Origin of the sequence: Acidovorax sp. DW039 (assembly GCF_037101375.1) — a bacterium.
Lineage (GTDB): Bacteria > Pseudomonadota > Gammaproteobacteria > Burkholderiales > Burkholderiaceae_C > Acidovorax.
In genome coordinates this window covers 2,574,235-2,595,989 of the sequence record NZ_AP029019.1, presented here as the reverse complement: position 1 = coordinate 2,595,989, position 21,755 = coordinate 2,574,235, and the positions used below count along the sequence as shown (strand labels likewise).

Here is a 21,755-nt window from a genome sequence, read left to right as displayed (position 1 = left end):
CCATGGTTCAGCCCTGCGTAATCCGGGGACGTGCAATGCCTGGCTGCGCGTCGATGGTGTATTCGACAAACTCAATCCCTGTGCGGGTCAAATTTACAAACCAGCGGTCCATGGGGTCGCGGTCAATTCGGACGGTTTCGCGCTCTTCCAGATAGTCCAGCTCGCGCCGGATTTCCTGATGAGTGGCGTCGGGATATACAGAGTTGATGATTGGCAGCAAGGCCTCTGTGTAGATGCCCACAGGACGAGACAGATCGATGGCTGACAGTAAATGCCAGCGGATGGCCTCACGGCGAGCTTTCAGAGCCGTGGCGCTGTAGTTCAGCATATTCATTGCACATTCCCCAGTCTGTTATCAATCACGCGCTCCACACGCAGTGCAAAGTTGTCGAGTCGGGTGTTGATAGTCCCGAGCACATGGACGAAGTCATCGCGCCGAACGTAGTCACGCGGCAATTCGGCTTGAAACTTGAGAAAGGACGTCTCCAATTGCCGAGCTGCGTCAGCTTCACGCCGCATGTCCACACTCAGGTTTGTGAGCGATGCCTGCAACGCCGCAAACTGCTCATTCGCCCTTCGTTCTGCCTGGCCTCCAATCACTTTGAGAAGCGCCCAGAGAGCACCAAAAAACAGACCCGCCAGTGAGATCAGGTTGGTCATCGTCAATTCGAAAATCATTGGGCTCTCTCAAGAGTTGGAAAGGGGGCGCGGCAGACCGAGCGTGCAAAGTCCTGTAGGCCGATTACCTGGTCTCGGAGCTGGTCAGCCTCTGATGCCAGCTCTTGATACGCGCTGCTGCTTTCTCCGAAAAGCTCACGGGCGACGGTTGCTTCGCGAGTGCAGGCGGCAATGCCGGTGTCTCCTGCTGGGTAGGGATGGGAGCGCTGGTTGAGGCGGGCGATCTCGTCGCGCAGCCCGCGAACAACACTGGCAGCAGCAGCATCCCGAGCAAGGCGCGCAGCCTCGCGTTTCGCGTCTTCATAAGCGGTCCTTTCTGCGTTGCGGAATTTGGTGGCGTTGTCACGCGCAGTGGCTGCGCTGCGGGCGTTCTCCTGCGCGTTCCAATCGGCTTGGACGCGGGCAGCGCCTCGTGCGTCACCTTTGGAAATCAGGTGCGCTTCCCAGGCCTTCACGCCCACGATGGCGGCGCATACAGCCAAGGCGATGGCGATGAGACGGGTGCTCATGGTGTCACCGCCTCTCCCAGGCACATCTTCTGAAGCGCCTGGCGGTCCTTCCAGATGCCAGGGCAGGTGCGGTTGTCGGGGTGGCTGCAGCGGTCTTGGGGCTTATTCACAGGCCCCGCACGGTCATACAGCAGGATGGCGTTGCATGCGCCTTTGTAGTTGCCCGCAGCCAGCTCACGGGCGATGGTGCTGGGGCCTGTGCGGTCGTTGTTCTTGCAGACCGACGTGACACCCACGTTGTAGCCCAGCCCGACGAAGGCATCCCACTCGTGCTGATACATCGGGTACGGAAGGCAGCGCTTCAGGCCGAGTTCGTATTCAGCTGCATCGGCACGCAGGCGAATCAATGCGCGCACGGGCGGCAAAGTGTCGCCCATCTTCACGCCTTGGGTCGTGCCGAAGCCTACGGTGGGCACCTTGGTGCCATGAACGGGGTCAGGGTATGCCGTTTCCTGATAGCCCTCGCGCTGGGCTATGTACACCAGCCCAGATGCAGAAAGCGCCAGGGCGGCAATGGCAATGCGGGATTTATCTTCCATGCACGGCAGGATGCCGCGCGCGCGCGAAAGCGGAAATTAAAGCGTTTGAAAAACGGTGCCGCGCGTCTCTTATCGCAAGCTAAATCAGAAAAAATTAGCAAACATGCGAGCAAGTAGACCAGGTTGGTTGAGGGCTGGTTCACTTCCTTGGGAAATCGACTGCTCTTGTTCGCAAATGATCGTCAAGGTCTTCAATGCGGGCGGGCACTTCGCGACGACCTTTGCATATTCTGACGCCCATTTCGCAACATCTTGGGGAGACTCTGTGCCTTCGGGCGTTTGTTCAATCGCCGCGATGACCCCAGCGAATTGTTCCGCTAGTTCTTTATGTGTTTGCTTTCTGTCTGAGTAAACGTACACGAGGGAAAGCAGACTGAGCAAAGCAATGGCGGGACCAACAAGCGGTTCGATTTCTTTCAAACGCGCACCGATGATAGATGCGCCACCAAGCATCGCTGTCAGTGCTTTGGATGATTTGTCAACCGTGTCAAAGAAGCGTTGTCGCCTGCGGTGATAGCGCACTTGTACCCAAGCGCGATACAAGGTGGCTGAGCGCTTCTCCCAGTCTGGATCAGGCACTTCATGCGCTTTTGCAGTGATGGTGGTCTCGTCCACTATCGCGCTCTTTGGATCAGTCATCGCTTTGGTTTTGGCGGTGCTGCGGGTGGTGGGGAGAACGATACTGTTCCCCCGTTTACTGCGCGGTCGTTGTATTTCTCATTGGCGACAGATGTTCGGCCCCCAGATGGAGCTGGGCTTGGCCTTGGCGAAGGTTGGGGCGAGGGTGTCGGTTTTGATGCTGGCGGTTTAGATGCCATTTTGGGACTCAGGCAGTTGAAAAAATGGGACGGCTTATCGCTGAATGGCGCTAACAACACCATTGCGTGTATAGACAAATCTGATGCCGGCGTTGAGATCGGCGGAGTACACGTATTGCTTCAAGACTCCGGCGGCTGTCTCTGTGGTGTTGACGCTTGTTGGTGGAAATAACACACCAAACTGTGTACAGCCTCTGAAATCAGCTTCGGACATGCCGACCACAGGGTTCTCAGGGACACCATTTTTGCAGCGCTTTTTTGCCAGTTCCAAACCGGCATCGCTATTCATAGCGGTTTGTTCAGCACGACGGCGCGCTTGCTCTTGCGCTTGCTCTTGCGCTTGATCTTCTTCCTTGTTCCGTGTCCCAGAAGAGACATTATTTGCAGGTTGCTGAGACTTTCTTCTCTCCAAATCCTCAGCAACTGTAATCCCACTACCAGGGCAAGGAGCGTCCTGGTACACAGTCTTTCCGTCTGGTGCAGTGCATTTGTTTACGGCCCAACTCTGCGTTGAAAAAAGCAACGCTGAGGCGAGTAACACGGGCTTTATTGAAATCATTGACTGGGCCTCCTTCACATTGTGTTTATTTGACTTCCCTATTCGTGATTGTTTTTTCTAGGTACAGCTGAATCCGGTGCAATTCTCCGTGGGGAATTACCTTCACATACCTGGTTTTAAACTGTTCCTCCATCCAGCGGTCAAACCCCGCTCGCTCCCTTGGAAGTAATTGATCTCGCTTCTTGAGAATCTTGGAAATAGCCTGCTTGTGCTCATCGGGCGAAAGCACAACTGGGGGCCGTTCTTTTGGCCGAGATATCTCGCTTGGATCAAAACGCGGCTGCTCTGGGGTACTGAGTGCGCCTGGATAGAAATGCTGGTGCACAACCTGTGTGACGGCTTTTACATCCCCCGAAACCCTGCCAAGCTGAATTGCGCCGTCACCCTGAATTTTTTGTTTTGGTAGCAGTCTGGCAAGCAATGCCATGAACTGCTTCGGAAGCTCGCCCAAGATTCACCTCACCTGTTTTTGATACGCGCCTTGCCTGTCACGCTGCCGATCTGGATAGCGTTGTCGCCAACCACATGCTGACCGCCGCCCTTGTGCACGAGATCAGCCACTCCAATGCCCGCAGACAACAGCGCTGCGTTTTGGATGAGGTTTACCTTTGCCTCAGGCGTACAGCGCCGATAGCTGTCGAGAAGCGCTAGCTCAGCTGGATCTGGTGCCGAAGAAGTCGCAGCGCCATCCCCCGTCAGTAGGTAAAGCACGTCGACACCCAGGCCGACGAGCGCTGCCAAATATTCAGCGTCTGGACTGCGATCGCCGGACTCGTAGTTGCGCTGAGAACGCACAGCCACGCCTACCCGATCAGCCAATGCCTGCTGGCTCAGGCCGAGTGCTTTTCGGCATTCGACTAAGCGTTCGGAAATGCTAGGCACAAATATTCCTAAAAACTATTGCAAAGAGGCACGTTTGTGCCTCATAATTTGCACAACAACTAACAAACAAGCGCAACAACTCCAACTGTTGCACAGCAAATAGGACGCACACCGCCATGCCAAAAAGTCGCGCACAGGTCCGCGAAGAGTTCGCCAAGAACGGCTGGTCAATCTCCGGTTGGGCGAAGCAAAGACGCTATAGCCCGAACATGGTGATTGCCATTCTTGCAGATGACGAAACCAACCCACGCATCAAGTGCTTGAGAGGCGAAGCCCACAACATCGCTGTCGAACTGAAGCTGAAGGACGGTGTTCTTTCGCCTCAATCTGGACGGTCGCTCGCTGCAGCCTAAGGCCGACATCATGCGTCCTGCCATCAATGTATCAAATTGTCGTTCTCAGTTTGCAGTCTGGCATCAATGTGTGTGTGCTTGCCTGTGCATACGTGCGTCATCCAAAGCCCAGGCGAGCTGCTCCAGTGTTTGTCCTGCGACGAATAAGCGCTGCACTGGTGGTACTGCCGAGCGCCATGCAGCCGATAAGGCCACACCATCAATCAAGCCCTTGTCCTCAAGTGCGGCGGCAATGTGCAGTACAGCGCGGCTCATTCCTTCGATGCGACCTGCCAGCTTTTCGATTGCAGCGGTGTCCATTTCGACTTCCTTTCGTGTTCGTTTGTTGGCTCAACTTTGCCTGCAGAAGGTCCTGTTGAGCGCATTCCAGCGGACCATTTGTTTGGAAGCGTCTCTGGTTGGGGGCTTCCAATGATCCGGTCGAATTCGAAACGACAGCGCGCGATCAGCTTCGTGCATGCCCTCAGGCTGTGCAAGGAAGAAGCCCAGAGCAAACGGCACCTCAGTGTCGAGCGCATCGCAGACCGCATGGGCGTGACACACGACAGCCTCTACAAGTGGTTGGCCACGGGTCGCATGCCTGGGATTTTGCTGCCCGCTTACGAGTTGGCATGCGGATGCCATTACGCCAGCGAATGGCTGGCTGCGAGTAGCGGTCGGCTTGTGGTGCCCATGCCCACGGGCCGCAAAGCCGAGGGCTCAGAGCTACTCGACATGAATAGCAGCTGTGCAGCAGCACTGCAACTGCTCACCACTTTCTACGCGACACCTCAGAAAGCTGACGCGGAGGCCACTCTCGCCGCTCTTCGTCAGCACCTTGAGCAAGTCGCCTTTCACCACCACAACGTGGCGCAGTACGCCACACCAGAGTTGGAGTTCTAAAGATGAGCCAAAAAAACTATTCGCTCGCATCACCCATTGGTCGAGTTTGCGCGCTGTTCCGGCTGCTGGCTGGGCACGAAATTCTCGGCCTTTCGCCCACCGAAATTGCAAAGGGTATTGACGTCTCGCCGAGCTGGGTAAGCCAGAACTTGCCCGCACTCGCAACCACTGGCTATGTCGAGATGGTTGCCGGTACCAACCGCTGGCGATTGGGTGTTCAGTTCGTTCGCATTGCCACAACGGTCGCCACCAACATGAGTAAAGCCAAGCAGCAGCTGGAAGACGTCAGCGCCCGTTACGCCGTATCTCTTTAATCCTGGACCCAAGAGTCGCAAATGCCTCGTAAACCCACACCTGCACCCATTTCCAAAGAGCCAATGATCCTGGAAAGCGCCATCACTGAAGACGTGAGTGCTGCGAACCAGCTTGCCTTAGTTCAGCGTGAGACCGAGACCCGAGTTCGTGCTGTTGCTCAACAACTGGGCTATCAATTACCTGCAGACGTCACTGACCCCGACCTGATCCAACGTGATATCGCAGCCAACATGCGTCGTAGCGTTGAAGCCTGCCTTGAAGTCGGTAGAGGGTTGGCGGTTTTGAAGGCGGCTTGCCCTCACGGCCAGTTCACGGCCCGCCTGGAAGTGCTAGGCATTGAGGTGCGGGTAGCTCAGAAGTTCATGGCATCAGCCGCCAAGTTTGCAAACGCGGCGTCAACGCCGCTTTTGAAAGCGGTGGGGAACCAAACAAAGCTCTTCGAAATGCTCGTCCTGGACGACGAACAGATCGAGGAACTGGAACTCACTGGGCAGACCGGTGAGCTTTCTCTGGACGACGTAGCCACCATGTCCGTGAAGGAGTTGAGATCAGCCTTGCGCGAGGTGCGGGCTGAGAAGACAGCCGTAGACAAGGTGCTGGCGGACAAGAACGCTGCGATGGACAAGCTGCGAGCGCAGGTCAAACGCATCGCCACAGTGACTCCCGATGAGGCTCTTGCGGATCTGCAGAAGGAAGCCACGGAAAAGATGAATGACGCCCTGGGGTCAGTCACGGGTGGGCTGCGCGCCGCGCTGGTAGCACTCAACGATGTCCCTGAGGGTGCGCCCAATCAATCAGTTTTCATGGCGGGCCTCGTCGGCCAGGTCACTGCCGCGTTGGCAGCACTGCGCGAAGAGTTCAACCTGCCGGACGTCGCGACTGCTGCAGATAACGCACTGGCGGCTGAAGTGAGCCAGTGGTCCAAATAAGCCAGACGACTGCGTAACCCATGCCACTCAACCCCGTCATCGTCAGCCGCCTGGTCCAGGTGCACCAGGCAGCACAGGCGGCACCTCATGGAGCCAAGCAGGCAGTTTATGACGCCGCTTGCGCCGAGCTGGGAATGAGTCATGCCACTTTGCACCGCCACCTAGGAACGATCACAGTGAAGCAAGAGAGAAAGAAGCGCAGCGATTCAGGCAGTGTCTCGTTGACTCGCGCTGAAGCGGTCGCTATCTCGGCGGTGCTCATGACGAGTCACCGCAAGACCAATAAGCGTCTCATGTCCATCGGCCAAGCTGTCGAGGTACTGCGTGCCAATGGCGAGGTGCGTGCCGAGCGTGTCGATACCGCGACCGGTGAGGTCGTGCCTCTGAGCGATAGCGCCATTGCACGCGCCCTGCGCCATTACAACCTCCACCCTGACCAACTCAACCGACCTGCGCCTGCGGTAGAGCTTCGAAGCCTGCACCCTAACCACGTCTGGCAGGTAGATGCTTCCCTCTGCGTTCTTTATTACCTGAACGCTCGCACTGAGTCGGAAAGCGGATTGCAGGTCATGGAGTACGACAAGTTCTACAAGAACAAGCCCGCCAATCTCAAGCGCATCGAATCTGACCGGGTTTGGTCTTACGAGATCTCTGATCACTTTTCCGCTTCGGTCTACTTGCAGTACGTGCTGGGCGCAGAAAGCGGTGCGAATCTTTCCGACGTCTTCATCAACGCCATCCAAAAGCGTGAGGACGATCCGTTTCACGGCGTGCCGTTCATTCTGATGATGGACATGGGCAGCGCCAACACCAGCGGTCTGTTTGCCAACCTCGCGCGCCGTCTGCAAGTAAAGACCATCCCGCACGCGCCAGGCAATGCCCGCGCAACGGGCCAGATTGAAAAAACTCGTGACCTGATCGAGCGCAGCTTTGAAGCTGGCCTGCGCCTGCGCCCAGTGAGAAACCTGGGCGAACTGAACGGCCAGGCTCGTCGCTGGTCGCGTTGGTTCAACGCCAACAAGATCCACAGCCGCCATGGCAAGGCTCGGGTCGATGCATGGCTCAGCATCAATGCAGAGCAACTCCGCGTGGCCCCGCCCGAGGAAGTCTGTCGTGCGTTGCTCACAGAGACACCCGTCAGCCGCAAGGTCACCGACTTTCTCACGGTGTCTTTCAATGGACGTGAGTTCGATGTCCGCGATGTACCCAACGTCATGGTCGGGGAGAAACTCAACATTGCGACCAACCCATGGGTGCTGGATGCAGCCATGGTGGTGGATACCGATGCTGACGGCAATGAAGTACTCCACAGCGTTCCAGTTGTTGCCCGCGACGATGCAGGCTTCCGCCTGGATGGCAACGTGATCGGAGAAGACTGGAAGCGTCCTTCAGACACCCGACTTGAGGCCAACCGCAAGGAAGTCGACCGCTTCGCATACGACGCCACTACTGACGCAGAAGTCGAGGCAAAGCGCAAGGCAAAGGCGGTGCCGTTTGGTGGCCGAATCGACCCCGGAAAGGTCATCGAGCAGGCTCCGGAGCGCACTTTCCTGCCGCGCCGTGGCACGGATCTCAATCCATCCGTCACTACGCCAGTTACCACCCCACCAGAGCGCGTCCTTACGGGCTTTGAGGCTGCTTCGGCCCTACGCCAGAAGGGGCTGGAGATGACCCGCGAGGTCACCGCCAACCTCCGTGCTTGGTATCCAGATGGTGTCCCTGAGGGCGAGCTCGATGCCCTGTATGCCCGTCTGACTGTCCGTAGCGGTCTGCGTGTAGTGGCCGGGGGGGCGTCATGACTTTGGCAGCAGTACTCGAAGAACTGCGCTTGAGCCAGTCGCAGCTTCGTCGCGAAAGCGGGCTGAGCCGCTCGGCCCTGAGTCGTCTGGTCACCCATGGCGTGTGGCCTGCCCGTGGCGAGACAACTGTCCGTAAATCCCTGGAGAAGTGCCTGCGCAAGCACGGGGCGACACCAGCCCAGCTACTGGCACTTTTCACGACGCCCAAGAAGTTGGCCCCGGCGAGTTCGCACCTCGACGGGGCCGCCCCTGAAGTTCAGAAACCAACCGAAACCTCAAAGGAAGAAACCATGCTACTGCAAAACGAATCTCTGAGCCCTCTGGCTCGCAAGCACTTCAATCTGCCACGCAATCCCTTCCTGGACGATGTGCAGAGCCCTGATGACGTACATCAGACCAACAGCGTGCGCTACGTGCGCGCCACACTGATGGACTGCGCCCAACACCATGGCTTTGTCGCGGTCGTGGGCGAAAGCGGTGCAGGCAAGACAACCCTTGCCGAGGATCTGGAGGAGCGCATCAAGGCAGACAAGCGCGACATCGTCATTATTCGCCCATACGTCCTGGCCATGGAAGCCAACGACCAGAAGGGTAAGACGCTCAAGTCCAGCCATATTGCAGAGGCCATTGCTTCAGCCCTCGACCCTCAACTCAAGGTCAAAAGCAGCCCAGAGGCTCGCTTCCGCCAGGTACATGACCTCCTCAAGGCAAGCCGCCGCGCCGGTCGCCGCCACCTGCTGGTGATTGAGGAGGCTCACTGCCTGCCCAGCGCCACGCTCAAGCACCTCAAGCGCTTTATCGAACTCAAAGACGGGATGCAGCGCCTGGTAGGCGTAGCCCTGATCGGCCAACCCGAGTTGCGTGATCGCCTCTCAAGCCAAAACGCAGACGTGCGCGAGGTGGCCCAGCGCTGCGAGATCGTCGAGCTGGAGCCGCTGGACGCCGAGCTGGAGAGCTATCTGCGGCACAAGTTTGCTCGGTTCGAACTGAAATACGAGCAGGTTTTCGCCCCAGATGCCGCAGACGCAATCCGTGCGCGCTTGGTGCACATCCCACGCGGGGGGAAACCAAGCGATGCCCGCAGCGAGTGCTATCCCTTGGTTGTGAACAACCTGGTCTGCCGCGCCATGAATGCCGCCGCCAAAGCTGGCTGGCCACAGGTTGACGCGCAGGTAATCGAAGGCTGCTGAGCTATGGCGCTGTACCGAATCACCGTCATTACAGCCACAGGTCGCCTCAGCTTCCCCGGCCTGTTTGCCACGAGCTGCGAGGCCGTGGAGCAAACCATGGCCGACTGGCCTGAGGCCAAGAGCATCAAAGCAAAACTCATCAAGAAGGCTTCCCAATGAAGACACGTACCTGCCAAGAACTGGGCGTCTGCCAAGGCCGCGCTGGATGCTCTTGCACCCGGCATGACACAGAGCGCCTGCCCCCAGGGGGCTACTACTTCGCACCGGGCGCAATTGAGCACGGCAAACGCCGGGTCAGTCGTCGCCTCACGCGCCAAATGATTGACTGGATCTCGCTGCTGGCCGTAGCGGTTGTGATCGGCAGCGCTGCTGGTTATGTGCAGGTGCGGGGGTGGCCTCTGTGAAGGAAGCTTCCGTAAAGCTTGCCTGCCCGGTGTGCAGTGCCGAACTCACGTTCGAGCAGATCCTGGGACACCAGGAAGCGAACAGGACGTTTGACCGGCTGGTTCAGTTGAGCGTGCCCCTGGCTAACCTGGTGCTCCAGTATCTGACGTTGTTCACGCCGCCCACTCAGCGGCTGACCAATGCCAAAAAGCTGAAGCTGATTTCTCAGCTGCTGCCAGGCCTGGAAGCCCGATCCATCAGCTTCAAGGGGCGCGACTGGGATGCGCCTTTGACCAACTGGGCTGCAGCCATCGAGCAAATGCTGAGCATGCGTGCCAACGAACGGATCACCCTGCCGCTCAGTGGCCATGGCTATCTGTTCTCCATTCTCAGCGGCATGACCAACAAGCAGGAGGCTGCTGCTGAGGCTCAGCGTGAGCAGGAGCTGCGCACCGGCCCGCGTGCCGCCACCGTGAATGGTCCCGCCAGCGTGGCCGACCTGGTGCAGGCCCCGACGCCCGTACCCCGGCCTGCAGCGCCCGCCCCCGCCCGTGGTGGCATGAGTCCCACAGTGCGCGCTATGCGTGAACAGATCGCCCAGAGAAAAGGAGGTGAAAACAAATGAGCAAGCACCTAGACACAAACCAACGCGGAGGCCGTCCTGTTGGCTCGCCCAACAAGCCGAAGAAGGCATCCGCGCCACTGCCAAACCTGGCTCTGCCTCCGCAGATCAACGTGATGCATGGCCCTGTGTACCGGCCTGAGCCTTCGCCGGTCCTTCGGCCTGGTGCGCTGGACTATCAGCGTATCGCCAGCCGTGGCTACCGCTGCTGAGGAGGCCCTATGGATAAAGGTCTCGTCACCATGACCCAAGAGGAGATGCTCGATCGCACTGAACAACTGTCCCTTCGTATCCAGGAGTTTGTCAGTCAGCAGTCGGAGCTTGTCGATATCGCCCTCAATTCGATGCTGAGTGCCTACCTTACTGCTGCCCTCAAAACAGGTCGCCTGCATGAAGTACCGCCTGTATTGCTCAAGGCAGTTGAAGCCATCGCCCTGGGCCAGATCGGCCCCATGGCAGTCACCAAACACTGATAGGTTATCCATGACAACCGCACTTGAAACCATTACCAAAGCTGCAGAGGTGCATTCGCAGGCCCGTTCGTTGTTGAGCGAGCGAGTGACGGCCCTGCGAGATGCCCAAGCGGCCTTGAATCGCGAGCATTTGCCCTCTATCAAACGAGCGCTCGCCAAGGCTGCAGAGACCGAGGCCAGGCTCCGAGCCCTTGTTGAGCAGCACCCCGAGTGCTTCTCAAGGCCAAAGACACAAGTCCTGTCGGGCATCAAGGTCGGTTATGCGAAGGCCAAAGGTTCTCTCAGCTTTGACGACGCCGACTCGGTTGTCGCGCGAATCAAGAAGCACTTTCCCGACCAGGTGGATGTGCTGATTCGCACCAGGGAGGAGCCTGTCAAGGACGCACTGTCCAACATGAGCGCTACCGACCTGAAAAAGATCGGTGTCAAGGTATTGGATTCGGGCGACAAATGCGTCGTCAAACCCGTGGACTCCGAAGTTGACAAGATGGTGGATGCCCTCCTGAAGGCGGCTACCAGCGAGGCCGAGGAGGCTTGAGCATGGGCAGCATCCAGTCCCGCCAGGCTGCGATTGGCTACAAAACCGCCAACCAGCGCCCGAGCTGCCGTAACTGCAAGCATGGCGCGGAGGTGTTTGCCGACCATGCTGCCCCTACTGAGGGGCCGCGCTGGGAGTGTGGTCGGTATGACTTCCGGGTGACGGCCACAGCCATCTGCGACCGGCATGAGCCACAGGCAGCAGTTCGGCACTCTGACTGAATTTTCACGCACAACCGACCACCTTGGGGTGCGATAGGTCGGTGTGGCAAGCGGTGTGTGCCACGGCCTTCCACGGGTCTCAACTGCCGCAGGAATCGAGTGCCACCGTGCTGATGTGCCACTGCATCACCACGAGACCTCCTCCCCGAAAGGGGCTGGCGCGGCGACTCCCGGTTTCCGGTGTCCGAGAACACCGGGTCTTTGCATCACTCCGAAAGCAGCGGGAACGGGCATAGACCCGTCCCAATTCGTCCCAAAAGAATCAGCCGGGGCATTGGTGCCTATCAGGCGCACAGGGCCTTAAACGCCGCAGGATAAAAAACCATGAATTTCGTCACTCTGTTCATTTCTTCCCTTGCATCGTTGTTCGGTATGGTCGGGGCATTGCTGCTGGCTCTGCCCTCGTTTCCAGGCTTGGGATTCGGTGCCTTCGTTGTCAGCAATGTGGGCTGGCTCACCGTAAGTGCTTGGCAGCGTCAGTGGGCGCTGCACGTCCAGCAATGGGTATTTCTCTTCTGCAGCCTGCTGGGGCTGTGGAACTGGTGGCTCGGTCCTGCTCTGCTGGGGTGAACCATGGCAAACCACATCGCCGCCATCCATGTGCTGAAGTCGAAGCTCCAACTGTCGGACAGCGACTATCGCGTGTTGATCAAGGGCATCACGAAGAAGGAAAGCACAAAGGATATGAGCGACAGCGAGCGTCAGCGGGTGCGCGGCCACATGCAGGCCCTGGCCGAGCGCATGGGAGTCGTCAAGGCCGGTCAGCGACGCCCTGCAGCTCGCAGCTTTGCAGCCGCTAAATCAGAAGCCAGCCCAAAGGAGCGCAAGGTCTGGGCTCTATGGAACCAGCTTGGCCGCGACGGTGTGCTGCGCAACACCAGCGCTACTGCCCTGAACGCATGGGTGGAGCGCACTGTGCACGTCAGTGCCCTGCGCTTTGCCAACAGCGCCCAGCTCGACACGTTGATTGAAGCCTTGAAGGTCTGGCAACAGCGGGGGGCTGCAGATGCTTGAATGGCAGCAGCTGGCCCCGCTGCACCAGCAGCTGGACGAGAACTACCCAGAGAACCTGCGCACCATCGCAGAGTGGTTGTTCGTCCAGCTCGTGGAAGATGAAGAGACAGCTCCGACGCCAGAGCGCCTCTACAAACTGGCCACGCTGGCGTTACGCCAGACCGAGCGACTGAGCGCCGAAGAAGGGGGGCGCAACTTCTACCTCGGCAAGGGTTTGCGTTATCGTGCAAGCCTGCGCGACCGCGAGATGTACGAGCGGTTCTCAGGCCGCAACTACAACGAGCTGGCGCGCGAATACCACCTCACTCCTACACGCGTCCGCCAGATCATGGACGCTATGACCCAGGACGATCTCAGCCGCCGCCAGGGTCGGCTGAACCTCGAATAAACCTGCCTCACGCGCGCGAGGCAGCGTCATAAAAACGTTCAAACGCTTGATTTAGGCAAGAGACCCACGCCGCGCGACAGTGCGGTCCATGCCACAAGTTTCCTCTTCCCCAAAGCCTCTGCACATCTTCAAGCCTGGTCAGTGGACCACGGCTGCTGGCGAGGTAATCGAGTTCAGCCAGGCCGACCTGGAAGCCACGGCAAAGGCATACGACCCCAAAAAGGGCAAGGCCCCGCTGGTCATCGGTCATCCCAAGATTGATGACCCCGCCATGGGTTGGGCCGCTCAGCTCACCGTCAATGAGCGCGGCTTGTTCGCTACCCCCATCAAAGTGGACCCCGCCTTTGCTGAAAGCGTGCGAGATGGGCGCTACGAAAAAATTTCAGCCAAGTTCTACCGCCCCACCGACGCCAACAACCCCGTGCCTGGTGTCTGGTATCTGCGCCACATAGGCTTCCTCGGCGCGCATCCCCCAGGCGTCAAGGGCCTGGACGACCCAGAGTTCTCTGAAGCCGACGACGGCTGTGTGTGCTTTCGCGAGGGGGTCGAGTTTGGCGAATGGGACGCCATGACGACGGCAAACATTCTGCGCTCCATCCGCGAATGGATCGTGAGCAAGTTCGGTCTGGAGGAAGCAGACCGGGTGATTCCCAACTACGACGTGCGCGCTCTTGAGCTGGGCGCGGCTGAAGACATCAACGCTGCTCGCGAGGCGGCATCTCTTCCTGCTGCCTTTGCAGAGGACAACACCCAAGTTTCACCACCACAGGAGTCCAACGTGACCGAAGAAGAAGCCGCGCGTTTACGCGCTGAAAACGAAGCTAACAAGCGGCAGCTCCAGGAGCTGCGGGACGCTGAAGCCAGGCGTATTGCTCAGGCCGTCCATGCTGAAAACGTCGCCTTTGCCGAATCCATGGCAACGGACGCGCGCATTCCTGCCGCTGCCACTGCGCAGGTGGCAGCGATTGGTACGCAGCTGCAGACCGTAGCGGATGTCGAGTTTGGTGAGGGCGATCAGAAAAAGCCTTTGCACCAGGTCTTCCGCGAATTCATCCAGGCGCTACCCCGCCAGGTGGAGTTTGGCGAGCAGGCCACCCGCGATCGCGCTGCCTCTGGCATCCATGGCGACAGCGGCACCGAGACGCCCGTGGAGTTTGCCGAAGGCGCTGACCCTGATCGCGTGGCCCAGGACAAGCGCATCCGCGCCTACGCAGCGACCAACAAGGTCGACTACGCCACCGCAGCTCACGCAGTGATGCGCAGCAAGTAATTCCAACCCATACCCACCAGGAGAAGTACCCATGGGACGTTTGAGCAAACTGCGTGTTGTGGACCCGGTCCTCAGTGCGCTCGCACTGGGCTACAGCAACGCCGAATTCATCGGCGACCAGCTGCTGCCCTTCGTAACGCTGGACAAAGAAGGCGGCAAGATTCCACGCTTCGGCAAGGACGTGTTCCGGCTGTATGCGACCGAGCGCGCACTGCGTGCCAAGTCCAACCGGATCAACCCGGATGACGTCGACGGCATCGACATCAGCCTGGACGAGCACGATCTGGAATACCCGATCGACTACCGCGAAGACGCTGAAGCAGCCTTCCCGTTGCAAGCCCACGCTACCAACCGTGTGGTGGAAGGCATCCGCTTGCGACACGAAGCGATGGTGGCCTCCATTACGCAGAACCCGGCCAACTACCCCGCAGGCAACAAGATCGCCCTATCCGGCAGTTCAGTCTTCACCGACCCCAGCAGCGACCCTGAAGGCGTGGTGGACGAAGCGAAAGCAGCTGTGCGCAACAAGATCGTCAAAGAGCCCAACACTATGGCGATCGGCTACAAGGCCTGGCGTGCACTCAAACGCCACCCCAAGCTCAAGGCGATCCTGAGCGACACCCGTTCCCGCCTGGTGCAGATCGCTGATCTGCGCGAGATTTTCGAGATCGAAAACATCGTGGTGGGCAAAGGCATCTATTCGACAGACAACGGTGTCGTCACCGACCTGTGGGGCGGAAACCTGGTGCTGGCTTACGTGCCAAAGGCTGCGCCCGCTGCAGCTGGTGACGCCCCGGTGCGTTCGCCCTATGAGCCCAGCTTTGGCTACACCTTGCGCAAGAAGGGCAACCCGGTTGTGGACACCCGCACCGAGGACGGCAAGCTGGAAATCATCCGCAACACAGACATCTTCCGGCCCTACATGCTGGGTGCTGAAGCTGGCTATTTGGTACAGGGAGCCGCTTGATCATGGCAAAGAACCAACCCAAGGACAAAGGCAATGACAAGCCCGGCACCACAGCGGGCCAGCTCGACGCCAGCAATACGCCTGGCGCTGATGGTGCCGCCACCACAGCTCCTCAGTCGGTGGCCTCGGAGACCAGCCAGACGGACGTGGAAGCGCAGAAGGCCTCTGCTCAAACGCCGAAAGATGGCTCTGAAGCTGGCTCGGCATTAACAGCCGCCGAAAGCAGCAACCCTGCCGCCAACGCTGTCAGTGAGGCAGAGATCACTGCCATCGCTCAGGTGCAGCAGGCTGCGCCTGACGACGCAGGGCACTACACGGTGCGCACAGTACCCATTCGCCATGACGGCAAGTTCTACGACGTAGGCCAGTCCATTGTGCTCACGCCCGAGCAGGCTGAGCGCCTGGGTCACCTCGTCGCAACGGCTCCCCAAACTACCCAGGAGTAAGCAGACATGCTGACTGAAAAAATCCTGATGGCGACGACCATCCTGGCCACAGGCCCCTTGTCCCGCTTCCGGTTTGCAAACTTCGCAGGTGCTACTGCAGGGGCAACTGATGCTGCTCTCGGTGTGCCCGTGACCTCGTTTGATGCCGGTGAGCAGGCTTCCGTTGCGACCCATGGCGAGATCCTGGTCGAGGCCGGTGGGGCAGTAGCAGCCGGTGCACAAGTGCAGAGCGATGCCAATGGCCGTGCGATCACTTTGGCCGCTGGTGTGGCTGCAGGCCGCGCTCGCGATGCAGCTGGCGCAGCTGGCGAAATCATCCGCGTGTTGCGCTGAGTAGGTCGCCGTGTCTGCATACGCCACATTGACCGACCTGGTGAACGCTGCCACGGATGGCTGGCGGGAGCTGGCACAGCGGGGTGCGCCTGACGCCGCGCTCGATGCCCAGCTCCTGGCCACCATTTCGGCAGCGGGCGATACCAGCGCCTGGTCAGCGGAGGATGTTGCAGTCGCGACGGCTGCTCTGGCGCGGCTGCAGGACGCTCTCAGCCGTGCCAGCAAGCACGCTGACACGTACCTGTTTCCCCGTTACCGCGCACAGATGCCGCTGGCAGCCGACCTGGTGCAGGGCAGCAGTCTTCCTGCAGCGGTGGCCGCGATCGCGCTCAAGCGGCTGTATGGCGCATATGTGCCTGAAGAGTTGCGCCGTGGTGCGGCCTGGGCGGACCAGTATCTGGTTGACTTGAACAAGGGGGTCGTCAGCCTGGGTGGTGCCGATACCGAGGTCTCGCAGCCAGCGGGGCACATGGTGACGCGTGCGCCTAGCTCGGCCTTCGATTGGGGGGGCTATTGATGACCGCCGCACACCGCAACAACTTTCTCGCGCCCGAGCCATTCATCGTGGCCCGGCTTCAGGAATGCCTCGCCGACATGCGTCCTCAAGTCCATGTGCTCACGGCGGCTGATCTTGCCCTTGTGAAAGAAGAGAACCAGCCGACTCCTGCGGTGCATGTGATCTGGAACGGCTTTCGGGTGCTGAACTCCCGAGCGGACGGTCAAGTGTCCAACCTGGAGCACACCTGGCTGATCGTCTCCACGGTGCGGAACGTCCGCACCCTCAAGACAGGTGAGGCTGCCAGAGCTGAGGCCGGGGAACTTGCCGCCAGAGCTGGTGCTGCACTGATGGGCTTTCGCCCGCCCAACGTCGCGGGGCCTATGCGCCTGGGACCTGGTCCGGGGGCCGGTCATGTATCGGGCTTCGTTTATGTACCGCTCGCCTTCCAGGTGGAAACGGTCTTTACCTCTGCAAATCTTTTATAGGAACCAGCTATGCCAGTCGATGTGATCAAGCAAATTTACAAGCCCACCATGACGGTGGGACAGGTGTACGCCCGTGCCTACGGGACACTGGCTCAGCCAATGCCTGTCGGCAACGTGCTGGAGCTTTCCGTGGAGCACTCTGAAGACGTTCAGACGCAGGAGGATATGACGACGCTGGGCGGTGGCACCCATGCCGAAGTGCGGCGCGTCAAGGAAGTCAAGATGAAAGCCAAGCTGGCCGATCTGAATGTGGTCAACCTGGCTCGGTCTGTCCTCGGCACGGTGGAAGCCATTGGGGCTGGTGCCGCCACGGATGAGCCCTTTGTGGCTACGCTGGGTGGTCTGCTGCCACTCACCCACATCAGCCCCACTGCTGTGGCTGTCAAGAAAGGGGCTACAGCCGGAGCAGCCACACCTGTGCCCATGGCTGGCAACTACGAGGTGCGCCCCGAAGGTGTGTTCGTGCTGGCTGATGCAAAAGACATCACCGAAAGCGACAAGCTGTGGATCAGCTACAGCTATGGGGCATACGCCGCGATCGAGGCGCTCACGACCAAGGCGGTGGAGCTGCAGCTCATCTTCGGCGGCCTGAACGAAGCCGACAACGGCAAGCCAGTGGTGGTGGACATCTTCCGCGCTTCGCAGGGCGTAACGAAGGCGCTGACATTGGTGGGCAAGGGCTTTAACTCGCTCGATGTCGAGGGAACGGTCCTTATGGACCCCACCAAGACGGGCGCAGGGATCAGCAAGTACTACCGCACCCGCATGAGCTAAGCAGCCGCAACGGCTGAGGGCCGCCTGCCGCTCCACCAGGCGGTGCGCGGCCCTTTTCTTTACCCATACCCACCTCGTGCATCATGGCCAATGACAACCAGATCGACTTCACGGTTCGCCTGAAAAGAGAAGGCATCGACCAGCTCGCAGGCGACCTGAAGAACATTGAAGGCAATACCCAGGAACTCGCCCAGGCTGCTACTGCTGCTGGCTCTGGTGTCGACCGCCTGGACTCTGCCAGCAAAGATGCCGGAAAGGCTGTGTCTGGCTTAGGTGACAGTGCCGAGCAAGCCAAAGGCGACGTCAACCAGCTGACGGAAGCTGAGAAGAACGCTGCCAGCAGCCTCAAAAGCACCGCGCAGGCCGCAACCACTGCAGGGGCCGAGCTGGGCGACCTGGCGAAGGCGGTCGACGAAAAGACCAGGGCCATCAAGGCTGGCTTGCAAGCCGAGCAGTCGGAAATCGAGCTACAGCGCCAGCACCTGGCTGCGACACAGGCTGAGCAACAGGCACGCCTCAAAGCAGCGCAGGCTCAGGGCGATGAAGCTGCGGCATCCCGTGCGCTGACTGCGCTGCGCCAGTCTGAGGCCGACCAGCTGGCCCTTATTGCCCGTGCCAAACGTGCTGAAGCGACCGCTGTGGATGCAGCGACTGCCGCCAAACGTGAAGAACTGTCCGCGCTCGGCCCATTGACTGCAGCAACGGCAAAGGAGCTGCAGGCGTCCGAGAACTACGCCAAGTCCCTGCGCGTACAGGCTGCTGCAGCCGACCAGGCAGCACAACGCACCCGCGACATGGGCTCAGCTCAGAAGAACGCGGCAAATACCACTGACCAGCTCAGCAACCGGGTGAGCAACCTGTCCCAATTGCTGGGCCAGATGGCTGGCGCATTGGGCGCTGCCTTCACCTTCCGCGAACTGGTGACCGCTGCAGCCCAGATGGAGCAGCTGCAAAGCGGCCTGACTGCAGTCACGGGAGACGCGGCGAAAGCTGCAAAAGAGCTTGAATTTGTGCGAACTGTGGCCGTTCGCATTGGTGCCGATGTCACCGAGGTAGGCAAGGCGTTTCTCAGCCTGGCTGCATCTACCAAGGGCACAGCCGTAGAGGGTGAACCAACGCGCCAGGTGTTCGAAGCTGTGGCCACGGCCATGGGCAAGGCAGGCAAGAGTAGCGCGGAGACCACCAATGCGCTCCAGGCCTTGTCGCAAATGGCTAGCAAGGGGGTCGTGCAGGCGGAAGAGCTGCGCGGCCAGCTCGGCGAGGCTCTGCCTGGCGCTTTGAACGCTGCAGCCAAGGGCATGGGCATCACAACCGCTGAGCTGATGAAGCTAGTGGAAGAAGGGAAGATCGCGGCCAGTGATCTGTTCCCTGCGCTTACCAAGGGGCTGAAGGAAATCTATGGCAGTGCGCCCGAGGCTCAGACCCTGAGCCAAGAGTTCACCAACGTCAAGAACACCTTCACTGAGATGGCCGACAACATCGGCAAGTCGGGTGGGCTGTCAGCCGTGAAGACAGCCGCCGAGCTTGCTCAGGGGGCAATCGTTCTGCTGGACATGTCCCTCGTCGGCATGGGTAAGACGATCGGCACCATCGCTGCAGCCGTTGCCAACTGGGATTTCTCAGGCGTAAAGACCGCATTCGATGAGATCGAGAAGGAAGCTCAGGACAAGCTGCTTCGGGCGGCATCTCACAACGAGGTGCTGCGCTCGGCAATCAAGGCCAGTGGCGATCAGGCGCTTATTACAGCCCTTGCTACTCAGGATCTGGCGGCCAAAACTGAGCAAGCCGGAACTGCGGCTGCGAACGGCTCCAACAACTTCATCAAGCTGCAAAACGGCTACAGGTTGGTTCTTGAATCCATTCGTGAGCAGATTGCGGAGCAAGAAAAGAGCCTTGTAGCTCGCGAAGCTGAAGGCAAGGCTGCAGTCGCGTTGGCCTCAGCATTCGGCACTGAGACCGAACAGCGTGCAGCCGTGGCTGCTGCTGCTGCAAAGGTCGCTGCAGAGCAGCAGAAGCTTGCAGCCCTCAAGCTGGCCGAACTGCAGACCATGAAGGAGGAACTCAAGTCATTGCAGGCCGAAGTTGCCCAGATGGCTGTGGTGGACGACGCGAGAAAGAAGCAGATCACCGACCTAGAGAAACAAATTGGCCTTCGTCAGCAGGATGCGGATAAGGCTGTGGCTCAGGCCCGCTCAGGCCGCCTTGCCGCTGAACAAGCCAAGGCCGAGGCAGAGGCATACAAGGACAACAGCGCGCGCCTGGGTGAGTTGCGTGACGCATACGAGCGCACCAAGGCCAAGCTGGAGGAAGTACGCGCTGCCAGAGCTGCAGGCAAGGCTACTGCTGAAGATGTGACAAAGGCAGAGCTGGAGGCCGGTAAGGCTGCACTGGTGTACCGCGATGCATTGCAGGACCAGATGCGGGCGATCGAGGCTAAGCGGAACCTGCAGCTCACCGACCTGGACGTCCAGGCCGCAACCATTCGGCTTGCGATGGAGCAGCAACAGCGCATCTATGAGGTCGCCAAGGCGCGCGGGGATGAGCGCGGTGCCATTGCCGCTCAAAACGAGATCCGCAGACTGGAGATCGAGCTGCTCAACCTGACAGCACAAGCGAAGCGGATTGAAGCCGAGGCCGCGATCGCCAGCGCCCAGGCAAAAAAGGCTGAGCTGATCGCCGCTGGTGAATACAACGGTGCAAAAAAGCTTGAAATCGAGGCGGCCCTGAAAGCTGCGGAGGTGAAGCGTCTTGAGGGTGACATCGCAGAAACCACGGCCAACAAGCTGCGGGATCTCTCCAATGTGCAAGGTCAGCTCAAAGGCTCAACCGATAACACCACCAACTCGATCCAGCAGCAGACCACGGCACTGAACCGCCTGGCCAACACTGCCGGAGGGCCATTTGCACCTGGTCGGCGCAGTTCAAAGGGCGAGGAGCTGGGGGCCGGTGTCGAAGAAGTTGGCAGCAGTGGGAACCAATTCCGTAACCGTGAGGGCATGACCAGCGATGCCAAAGGCAATGTGCAGCAGCAGTTCGTCTGGACGCAGTCCTCGATCGTGGACTACCTCAAGAGTGCAGGCCTGGAGGAAGCAGTTGCTGTAAGCCTGTCCAAGCAGTTCCTCAACAGTCAAGGCGGTGTGGACTACGAAGCATCAGCCGCTCAGAAGCAATGGGCAGGGAAGTTCGGCACGCTTGCTGAGGCTCTAGGAAAAATGGCGGAGTACTACAAGTACAACGACAGCGGAAAAAGTGAAGCTGCCGCCATTCTTCAATACGAGAACAGCAAAAACACCAAGCCCAAGGCGTCGACGTCAGGCTCCACGTCCACCAGCAGCGGTAGCACAAGTGCCGCTACCGGCGGGAACACTTATGTTTCCAACATTACGCTGAACGGCACCAAGACTACCGTCAAGTTTGCAGACGCTGAATCCCAATCTGCGACTGAGCGTTTGCTGCGTGATCTGACAACGGGCAAAGGGGTCGTTCAATGATCACGCTGACCTACCAAACCACAGAGCTGGAGCTTTCTGACCGGCTGGTCTGGACCGATGAGTATTCCTGGAGCCCGGTGGTATCTGAGAACCGCTGGGGGACTGAAGGCTCGCTGATCGTCCACACCGGGAAGCGCAAAGCAGGCCGTCCCATCACCTTGGATGGCCGTGCATCCAACGCTTGGATAACTCGCGCTACCTGCGACCAGCTTTATGCCTGGGCATCCATCAGCGGTGCCGAGTTCAGTCTGCTGGTGCGAGGTGTCGCCCGGACCGTGGTTTTTGATGCCACCCAAGGTGCGGCCTTCCAGGCCGAGCCGATCTGGAGGCTTCAGGACGGGGAGCACAAGCCCGAGCTGCTCTACACGCCATTTTTCAAATTCATGGAGGTATGAAG

The 21,755-nt window shown here is 59.4% G+C and carries 34 protein-coding genes; 25 read left to right on the top strand and 9 right to left on the bottom strand.

Annotation, left to right across the window (positions count from 1 at the left end):
• Nucleotides 1–7: 7 nt before the first annotated feature.
• The 8 genes from AACH87_RS11590 to AACH87_RS11555 form a co-directional block, all read right to left on the bottom strand.
• Entirely contained in the window at nt 8–334 is a 327-nt protein-coding gene (locus tag AACH87_RS11590) for a hypothetical protein (protein ID WP_338794590.1), read from the bottom strand.
• A complete protein-coding gene (locus AACH87_RS11585) occupies nt 331–678 on the bottom strand; it encodes a hypothetical protein (protein ID WP_338794589.1) in 348 nt (115 codons plus the stop codon). Before AACH87_RS11585 ends, AACH87_RS11590 begins: the two co-directional genes overlap by 4 nt.
• Entirely contained in the window at nt 675–1,187 is a 513-nt protein-coding gene (locus AACH87_RS11580) for a hypothetical protein (protein WP_338794588.1), read from the bottom strand. Before AACH87_RS11580 ends, AACH87_RS11585 begins: the two co-directional genes overlap by 4 nt.
• Nucleotides 1,184–1,726 carry a glycoside hydrolase family protein gene (locus tag AACH87_RS11575; protein ID WP_338794587.1) on the bottom strand — a complete coding sequence of 181 codons (543 nt, stop codon included), beginning with the start codon at nt 1,724–1,726 and terminating at the stop codon, nt 1,184–1,186. The genes AACH87_RS11580 and AACH87_RS11575 overlap by 4 nt, the downstream gene beginning before the upstream one ends.
• 84 nt (nt 1,727–1,810) lie before the next feature.
• Nucleotides 1,811–2,341: a hypothetical protein gene (locus tag AACH87_RS11570; RefSeq protein WP_338794586.1), complete on the bottom strand. Its 531-nt coding sequence runs from the start codon at nt 2,339–2,341 to the stop codon at nt 1,811–1,813.
• Nucleotides 2,342–2,578: 237 nt separating this feature from the next.
• A complete protein-coding gene (locus AACH87_RS11565) occupies nt 2,579–3,103 on the bottom strand; it encodes a hypothetical protein (RefSeq protein WP_338794585.1) in 525 nt (174 codons plus the stop codon).
• Between the two features lie 25 nt (nt 3,104–3,128).
• Nucleotides 3,129–3,530 (bottom strand): hypothetical protein, encoded by a 402-nt coding sequence (locus tag AACH87_RS11560; RefSeq protein WP_338794584.1) that lies wholly within the window; start codon nt 3,528–3,530, stop codon nt 3,129–3,131.
• A 32-nt stretch (nt 3,531–3,562) separates the two neighbouring features.
• Nucleotides 3,563–3,985, bottom strand: a complete 423-nt coding sequence (locus AACH87_RS11555) for a helix-turn-helix transcriptional regulator (RefSeq protein WP_338794583.1) — start codon at nt 3,983–3,985, stop codon at nt 3,563–3,565.
• Nucleotides 3,986–4,101: 116 nt separating this feature from the next.
• On the opposite strand from AACH87_RS11555, the gene AACH87_RS11550 reads away from it, so the two are divergent.
• Nucleotides 4,102–4,338, top strand: coding sequence for a DNA-binding protein (locus AACH87_RS11550; RefSeq protein ID WP_338794581.1), 237 nt, complete (start codon nt 4,102–4,104; stop codon nt 4,336–4,338).
• 63 nt (nt 4,339–4,401) lie between these two features.
• Here the strand turns inward: AACH87_RS11550 and AACH87_RS11545 are convergent, their stop codons facing one another.
• The gene (locus tag AACH87_RS11545) at nt 4,402–4,638 is read right to left on the bottom strand and encodes a hypothetical protein (RefSeq protein ID WP_338794580.1); all 237 of its coding nucleotides are present in this window, start codon (nt 4,636–4,638) and stop codon (nt 4,402–4,404) included.
• Nucleotides 4,639–4,791: 153 nt separating this feature from the next.
• Between AACH87_RS11545 and AACH87_RS11540 the strand changes: the two genes are divergently transcribed.
• The 24 genes from AACH87_RS11540 (at nt 4,792) to AACH87_RS11425 (ending at nt 21,753) form a co-directional block, all read left to right on the top strand.
• Nucleotides 4,792–5,220 carry a hypothetical protein gene (locus AACH87_RS11540; protein ID WP_338794579.1) on the top strand — a complete coding sequence of 143 codons (429 nt, stop codon included), beginning with the start codon at nt 4,792–4,794 and terminating at the stop codon, nt 5,218–5,220.
• A 2-nt stretch (nt 5,221–5,222) separates the two neighbouring features.
• On the top strand, nt 5,223–5,534 hold the full coding sequence (locus tag AACH87_RS11535) for a transcriptional regulator (RefSeq protein WP_338794578.1): 312 nt from the start codon (nt 5,223–5,225) through the stop codon (nt 5,532–5,534).
• Nucleotides 5,535–5,555: 21 nt separating this feature from the next.
• Complete coding sequence (locus AACH87_RS11530) at nt 5,556–6,464, top strand: hypothetical protein (RefSeq protein ID WP_338794577.1); 909 nt, start codon at nt 5,556–5,558, stop codon at nt 6,462–6,464.
• 20 nt (nt 6,465–6,484) lie between these two features.
• Complete coding sequence (locus tag AACH87_RS11525; RefSeq protein WP_338794576.1) at nt 6,485–8,263, top strand: integrase; 1,779 nt, start codon at nt 6,485–6,487, stop codon at nt 8,261–8,263.
• The gene (locus AACH87_RS11520) at nt 8,260–9,453 is read left to right on the top strand and encodes an AAA family ATPase (protein WP_338794574.1); all 1,194 of its coding nucleotides are present in this window, start codon (nt 8,260–8,262) and stop codon (nt 9,451–9,453) included. The genes AACH87_RS11525 and AACH87_RS11520 overlap by 4 nt, the downstream gene beginning before the upstream one ends.
• Nucleotides 9,454–9,456: 3 nt before the next feature.
• Nucleotides 9,457–9,612 (top strand): hypothetical protein, encoded by a 156-nt coding sequence (locus tag AACH87_RS11515; protein WP_338794573.1) that lies wholly within the window; start codon nt 9,457–9,459, stop codon nt 9,610–9,612.
• The gene (locus tag AACH87_RS11510; RefSeq protein ID WP_338794571.1) at nt 9,609–9,857 is read left to right on the top strand and encodes a hypothetical protein; all 249 of its coding nucleotides are present in this window, start codon (nt 9,609–9,611) and stop codon (nt 9,855–9,857) included. Before AACH87_RS11515 ends, AACH87_RS11510 begins: the two co-directional genes overlap by 4 nt.
• Nucleotides 9,854–10,462, top strand: a complete 609-nt coding sequence (locus AACH87_RS11505) for a hypothetical protein (RefSeq protein WP_338794570.1) — start codon at nt 9,854–9,856, stop codon at nt 10,460–10,462. Before AACH87_RS11510 ends, AACH87_RS11505 begins: the two co-directional genes overlap by 4 nt.
• Nucleotides 10,459–10,671, top strand: coding sequence for a hypothetical protein (locus AACH87_RS11500; RefSeq protein ID WP_338794569.1), 213 nt, complete (start codon nt 10,459–10,461; stop codon nt 10,669–10,671). The genes AACH87_RS11505 and AACH87_RS11500 overlap by 4 nt, the downstream gene beginning before the upstream one ends.
• A 9-nt stretch (nt 10,672–10,680) precedes the next feature.
• Nucleotides 10,681–10,932, top strand: coding sequence for a hypothetical protein (locus tag AACH87_RS11495; RefSeq protein WP_338794568.1), 252 nt, complete (start codon nt 10,681–10,683; stop codon nt 10,930–10,932).
• 10 nt (nt 10,933–10,942) lie between these two features.
• Complete coding sequence (locus AACH87_RS11490) at nt 10,943–11,470, top strand: host-nuclease inhibitor Gam family protein (protein ID WP_338794567.1); 528 nt, start codon at nt 10,943–10,945, stop codon at nt 11,468–11,470.
• Nucleotides 11,471–11,472: 2 nt separating this feature from the next.
• Nucleotides 11,473–11,691, top strand: a complete 219-nt coding sequence (locus AACH87_RS11485; RefSeq protein WP_338794566.1) for a hypothetical protein — start codon at nt 11,473–11,475, stop codon at nt 11,689–11,691.
• Between the two features lie 324 nt (nt 11,692–12,015).
• Nucleotides 12,016–12,261 (top strand): hypothetical protein, encoded by a 246-nt coding sequence (locus AACH87_RS11480; protein ID WP_338794564.1) that lies wholly within the window; start codon nt 12,016–12,018, stop codon nt 12,259–12,261.
• Nucleotides 12,262–12,264: 3 nt separating this feature from the next.
• Entirely contained in the window at nt 12,265–12,705 is a 441-nt protein-coding gene (locus AACH87_RS11475; RefSeq protein ID WP_338794563.1) for a regulatory protein GemA, read from the top strand.
• On the top strand, nt 12,698–13,093 hold the full coding sequence (locus AACH87_RS11470) for a Mor transcription activator family protein (protein WP_338794562.1): 396 nt from the start codon (nt 12,698–12,700) through the stop codon (nt 13,091–13,093). Before AACH87_RS11475 ends, AACH87_RS11470 begins: the two co-directional genes overlap by 8 nt.
• An 88-nt stretch (nt 13,094–13,181) precedes the next feature.
• Nucleotides 13,182–14,363, top strand: coding sequence for a peptidase (locus tag AACH87_RS11465; protein WP_338794561.1), 1,182 nt, complete (start codon nt 13,182–13,184; stop codon nt 14,361–14,363).
• Between the two features lie 31 nt (nt 14,364–14,394).
• The gene (locus AACH87_RS11460; protein ID WP_338794560.1) at nt 14,395–15,330 is read left to right on the top strand and encodes a hypothetical protein; all 936 of its coding nucleotides are present in this window, start codon (nt 14,395–14,397) and stop codon (nt 15,328–15,330) included.
• Between the two features lie 2 nt (nt 15,331–15,332).
• Nucleotides 15,333–15,776, top strand: coding sequence for a hypothetical protein (locus AACH87_RS11455; protein WP_338794559.1), 444 nt, complete (start codon nt 15,333–15,335; stop codon nt 15,774–15,776).
• 6 nt (nt 15,777–15,782) lie between these two features.
• The gene (locus AACH87_RS11450; RefSeq protein WP_338794558.1) at nt 15,783–16,109 is read left to right on the top strand and encodes a capsid cement protein; all 327 of its coding nucleotides are present in this window, start codon (nt 15,783–15,785) and stop codon (nt 16,107–16,109) included.
• Nucleotides 16,110–16,119: 10 nt separating this feature from the next.
• Complete coding sequence (locus AACH87_RS11445) at nt 16,120–16,626, top strand: phage protein Gp36 family protein (RefSeq protein WP_338794556.1); 507 nt, start codon at nt 16,120–16,122, stop codon at nt 16,624–16,626.
• Nucleotides 16,626–17,093, top strand: coding sequence for a hypothetical protein (locus AACH87_RS11440; RefSeq protein ID WP_338794555.1), 468 nt, complete (start codon nt 16,626–16,628; stop codon nt 17,091–17,093). Before AACH87_RS11445 ends, AACH87_RS11440 begins: the two co-directional genes overlap by 1 nt.
• A 9-nt stretch (nt 17,094–17,102) precedes the next feature.
• Nucleotides 17,103–17,867: a hypothetical protein gene (locus AACH87_RS11435; RefSeq protein ID WP_338794554.1), complete on the top strand. Its 765-nt coding sequence runs from the start codon at nt 17,103–17,105 to the stop codon at nt 17,865–17,867.
• Between the two features lie 83 nt (nt 17,868–17,950).
• A complete protein-coding gene (locus tag AACH87_RS11430) occupies nt 17,951–21,358 on the top strand; it encodes a tape measure protein (protein WP_338794553.1) in 3,408 nt (1,135 codons plus the stop codon).
• A complete protein-coding gene (locus tag AACH87_RS11425) occupies nt 21,355–21,753 on the top strand; it encodes a hypothetical protein (protein WP_338794552.1) in 399 nt (132 codons plus the stop codon). Before AACH87_RS11430 ends, AACH87_RS11425 begins: the two co-directional genes overlap by 4 nt.
• Nucleotides 21,754–21,755 lie beyond the last annotated feature (2 nt).

Coding starts and splice junctions, on each gene's coding strand:
- AACH87_RS11590 (WP_338794590.1), bottom strand. CDS start 334: ATGAATATGCTGAACTACAGCGCCACGGCTCTGAAAGCTCGCCGTGAG.
- AACH87_RS11585 (WP_338794589.1), bottom strand. CDS start 678: ATGATTTTCGAATTGACGATGACCAACCTGATCTCACTGGCGGGTCTG.
- AACH87_RS11580 (WP_338794588.1), bottom strand. CDS start 1,187: ATGAGCACCCGTCTCATCGCCATCGCCTTGGCTGTATGCGCCGCCATC.
- AACH87_RS11575 (WP_338794587.1), bottom strand. CDS start 1,726: ATGGAAGATAAATCCCGCATTGCCATTGCCGCCCTGGCGCTTTCTGCA.
- AACH87_RS11565 (WP_338794585.1), bottom strand. CDS start 3,103: ATGATTTCAATAAAGCCCGTGTTACTCGCCTCAGCGTTGCTTTTTTCA.
- AACH87_RS11560 (WP_338794584.1), bottom strand. CDS start 3,530: ATGGCATTGCTTGCCAGACTGCTACCAAAACAAAAAATTCAGGGTGAC.
- AACH87_RS11550 (WP_338794581.1), top strand. CDS start 4,102: ATGCCAAAAAGTCGCGCACAGGTCCGCGAAGAGTTCGCCAAGAACGGC.
- AACH87_RS11545 (WP_338794580.1), bottom strand. CDS start 4,638: ATGGACACCGCTGCAATCGAAAAGCTGGCAGGTCGCATCGAAGGAATG.
- AACH87_RS11535 (WP_338794578.1), top strand. CDS start 5,223: ATGAGCCAAAAAAACTATTCGCTCGCATCACCCATTGGTCGAGTTTGC.
- AACH87_RS11530 (WP_338794577.1), top strand. CDS start 5,556: ATGCCTCGTAAACCCACACCTGCACCCATTTCCAAAGAGCCAATGATC.
- AACH87_RS11525 (WP_338794576.1), top strand. CDS start 6,485: ATGCCACTCAACCCCGTCATCGTCAGCCGCCTGGTCCAGGTGCACCAG.
- AACH87_RS11520 (WP_338794574.1), top strand. CDS start 8,260: ATGACTTTGGCAGCAGTACTCGAAGAACTGCGCTTGAGCCAGTCGCAG.
- AACH87_RS11515 (WP_338794573.1), top strand. CDS start 9,457: ATGGCGCTGTACCGAATCACCGTCATTACAGCCACAGGTCGCCTCAGC.
- AACH87_RS11510 (WP_338794571.1), top strand. CDS start 9,609: ATGAAGACACGTACCTGCCAAGAACTGGGCGTCTGCCAAGGCCGCGCT.
- AACH87_RS11500 (WP_338794569.1), top strand. CDS start 10,459: ATGAGCAAGCACCTAGACACAAACCAACGCGGAGGCCGTCCTGTTGGC.
- AACH87_RS11495 (WP_338794568.1), top strand. CDS start 10,681: ATGGATAAAGGTCTCGTCACCATGACCCAAGAGGAGATGCTCGATCGC.
- AACH87_RS11490 (WP_338794567.1), top strand. CDS start 10,943: ATGACAACCGCACTTGAAACCATTACCAAAGCTGCAGAGGTGCATTCG.
- AACH87_RS11485 (WP_338794566.1), top strand. CDS start 11,473: ATGGGCAGCATCCAGTCCCGCCAGGCTGCGATTGGCTACAAAACCGCC.
- AACH87_RS11480 (WP_338794564.1), top strand. CDS start 12,016: ATGAATTTCGTCACTCTGTTCATTTCTTCCCTTGCATCGTTGTTCGGT.
- AACH87_RS11475 (WP_338794563.1), top strand. CDS start 12,265: ATGGCAAACCACATCGCCGCCATCCATGTGCTGAAGTCGAAGCTCCAA.
- AACH87_RS11470 (WP_338794562.1), top strand. CDS start 12,698: ATGCTTGAATGGCAGCAGCTGGCCCCGCTGCACCAGCAGCTGGACGAG.
- AACH87_RS11465 (WP_338794561.1), top strand. CDS start 13,182: ATGCCACAAGTTTCCTCTTCCCCAAAGCCTCTGCACATCTTCAAGCCT.
- AACH87_RS11460 (WP_338794560.1), top strand. CDS start 14,395: ATGGGACGTTTGAGCAAACTGCGTGTTGTGGACCCGGTCCTCAGTGCG.
- AACH87_RS11455 (WP_338794559.1), top strand. CDS start 15,333: ATGGCAAAGAACCAACCCAAGGACAAAGGCAATGACAAGCCCGGCACC.
- AACH87_RS11450 (WP_338794558.1), top strand. CDS start 15,783: ATGCTGACTGAAAAAATCCTGATGGCGACGACCATCCTGGCCACAGGC.
- AACH87_RS11440 (WP_338794555.1), top strand. CDS start 16,626: ATGACCGCCGCACACCGCAACAACTTTCTCGCGCCCGAGCCATTCATC.
- AACH87_RS11435 (WP_338794554.1), top strand. CDS start 17,103: ATGCCAGTCGATGTGATCAAGCAAATTTACAAGCCCACCATGACGGTG.
- AACH87_RS11430 (WP_338794553.1), top strand. CDS start 17,951: ATGGCCAATGACAACCAGATCGACTTCACGGTTCGCCTGAAAAGAGAA.
- AACH87_RS11425 (WP_338794552.1), top strand. CDS start 21,355: ATGATCACGCTGACCTACCAAACCACAGAGCTGGAGCTTTCTGACCGG.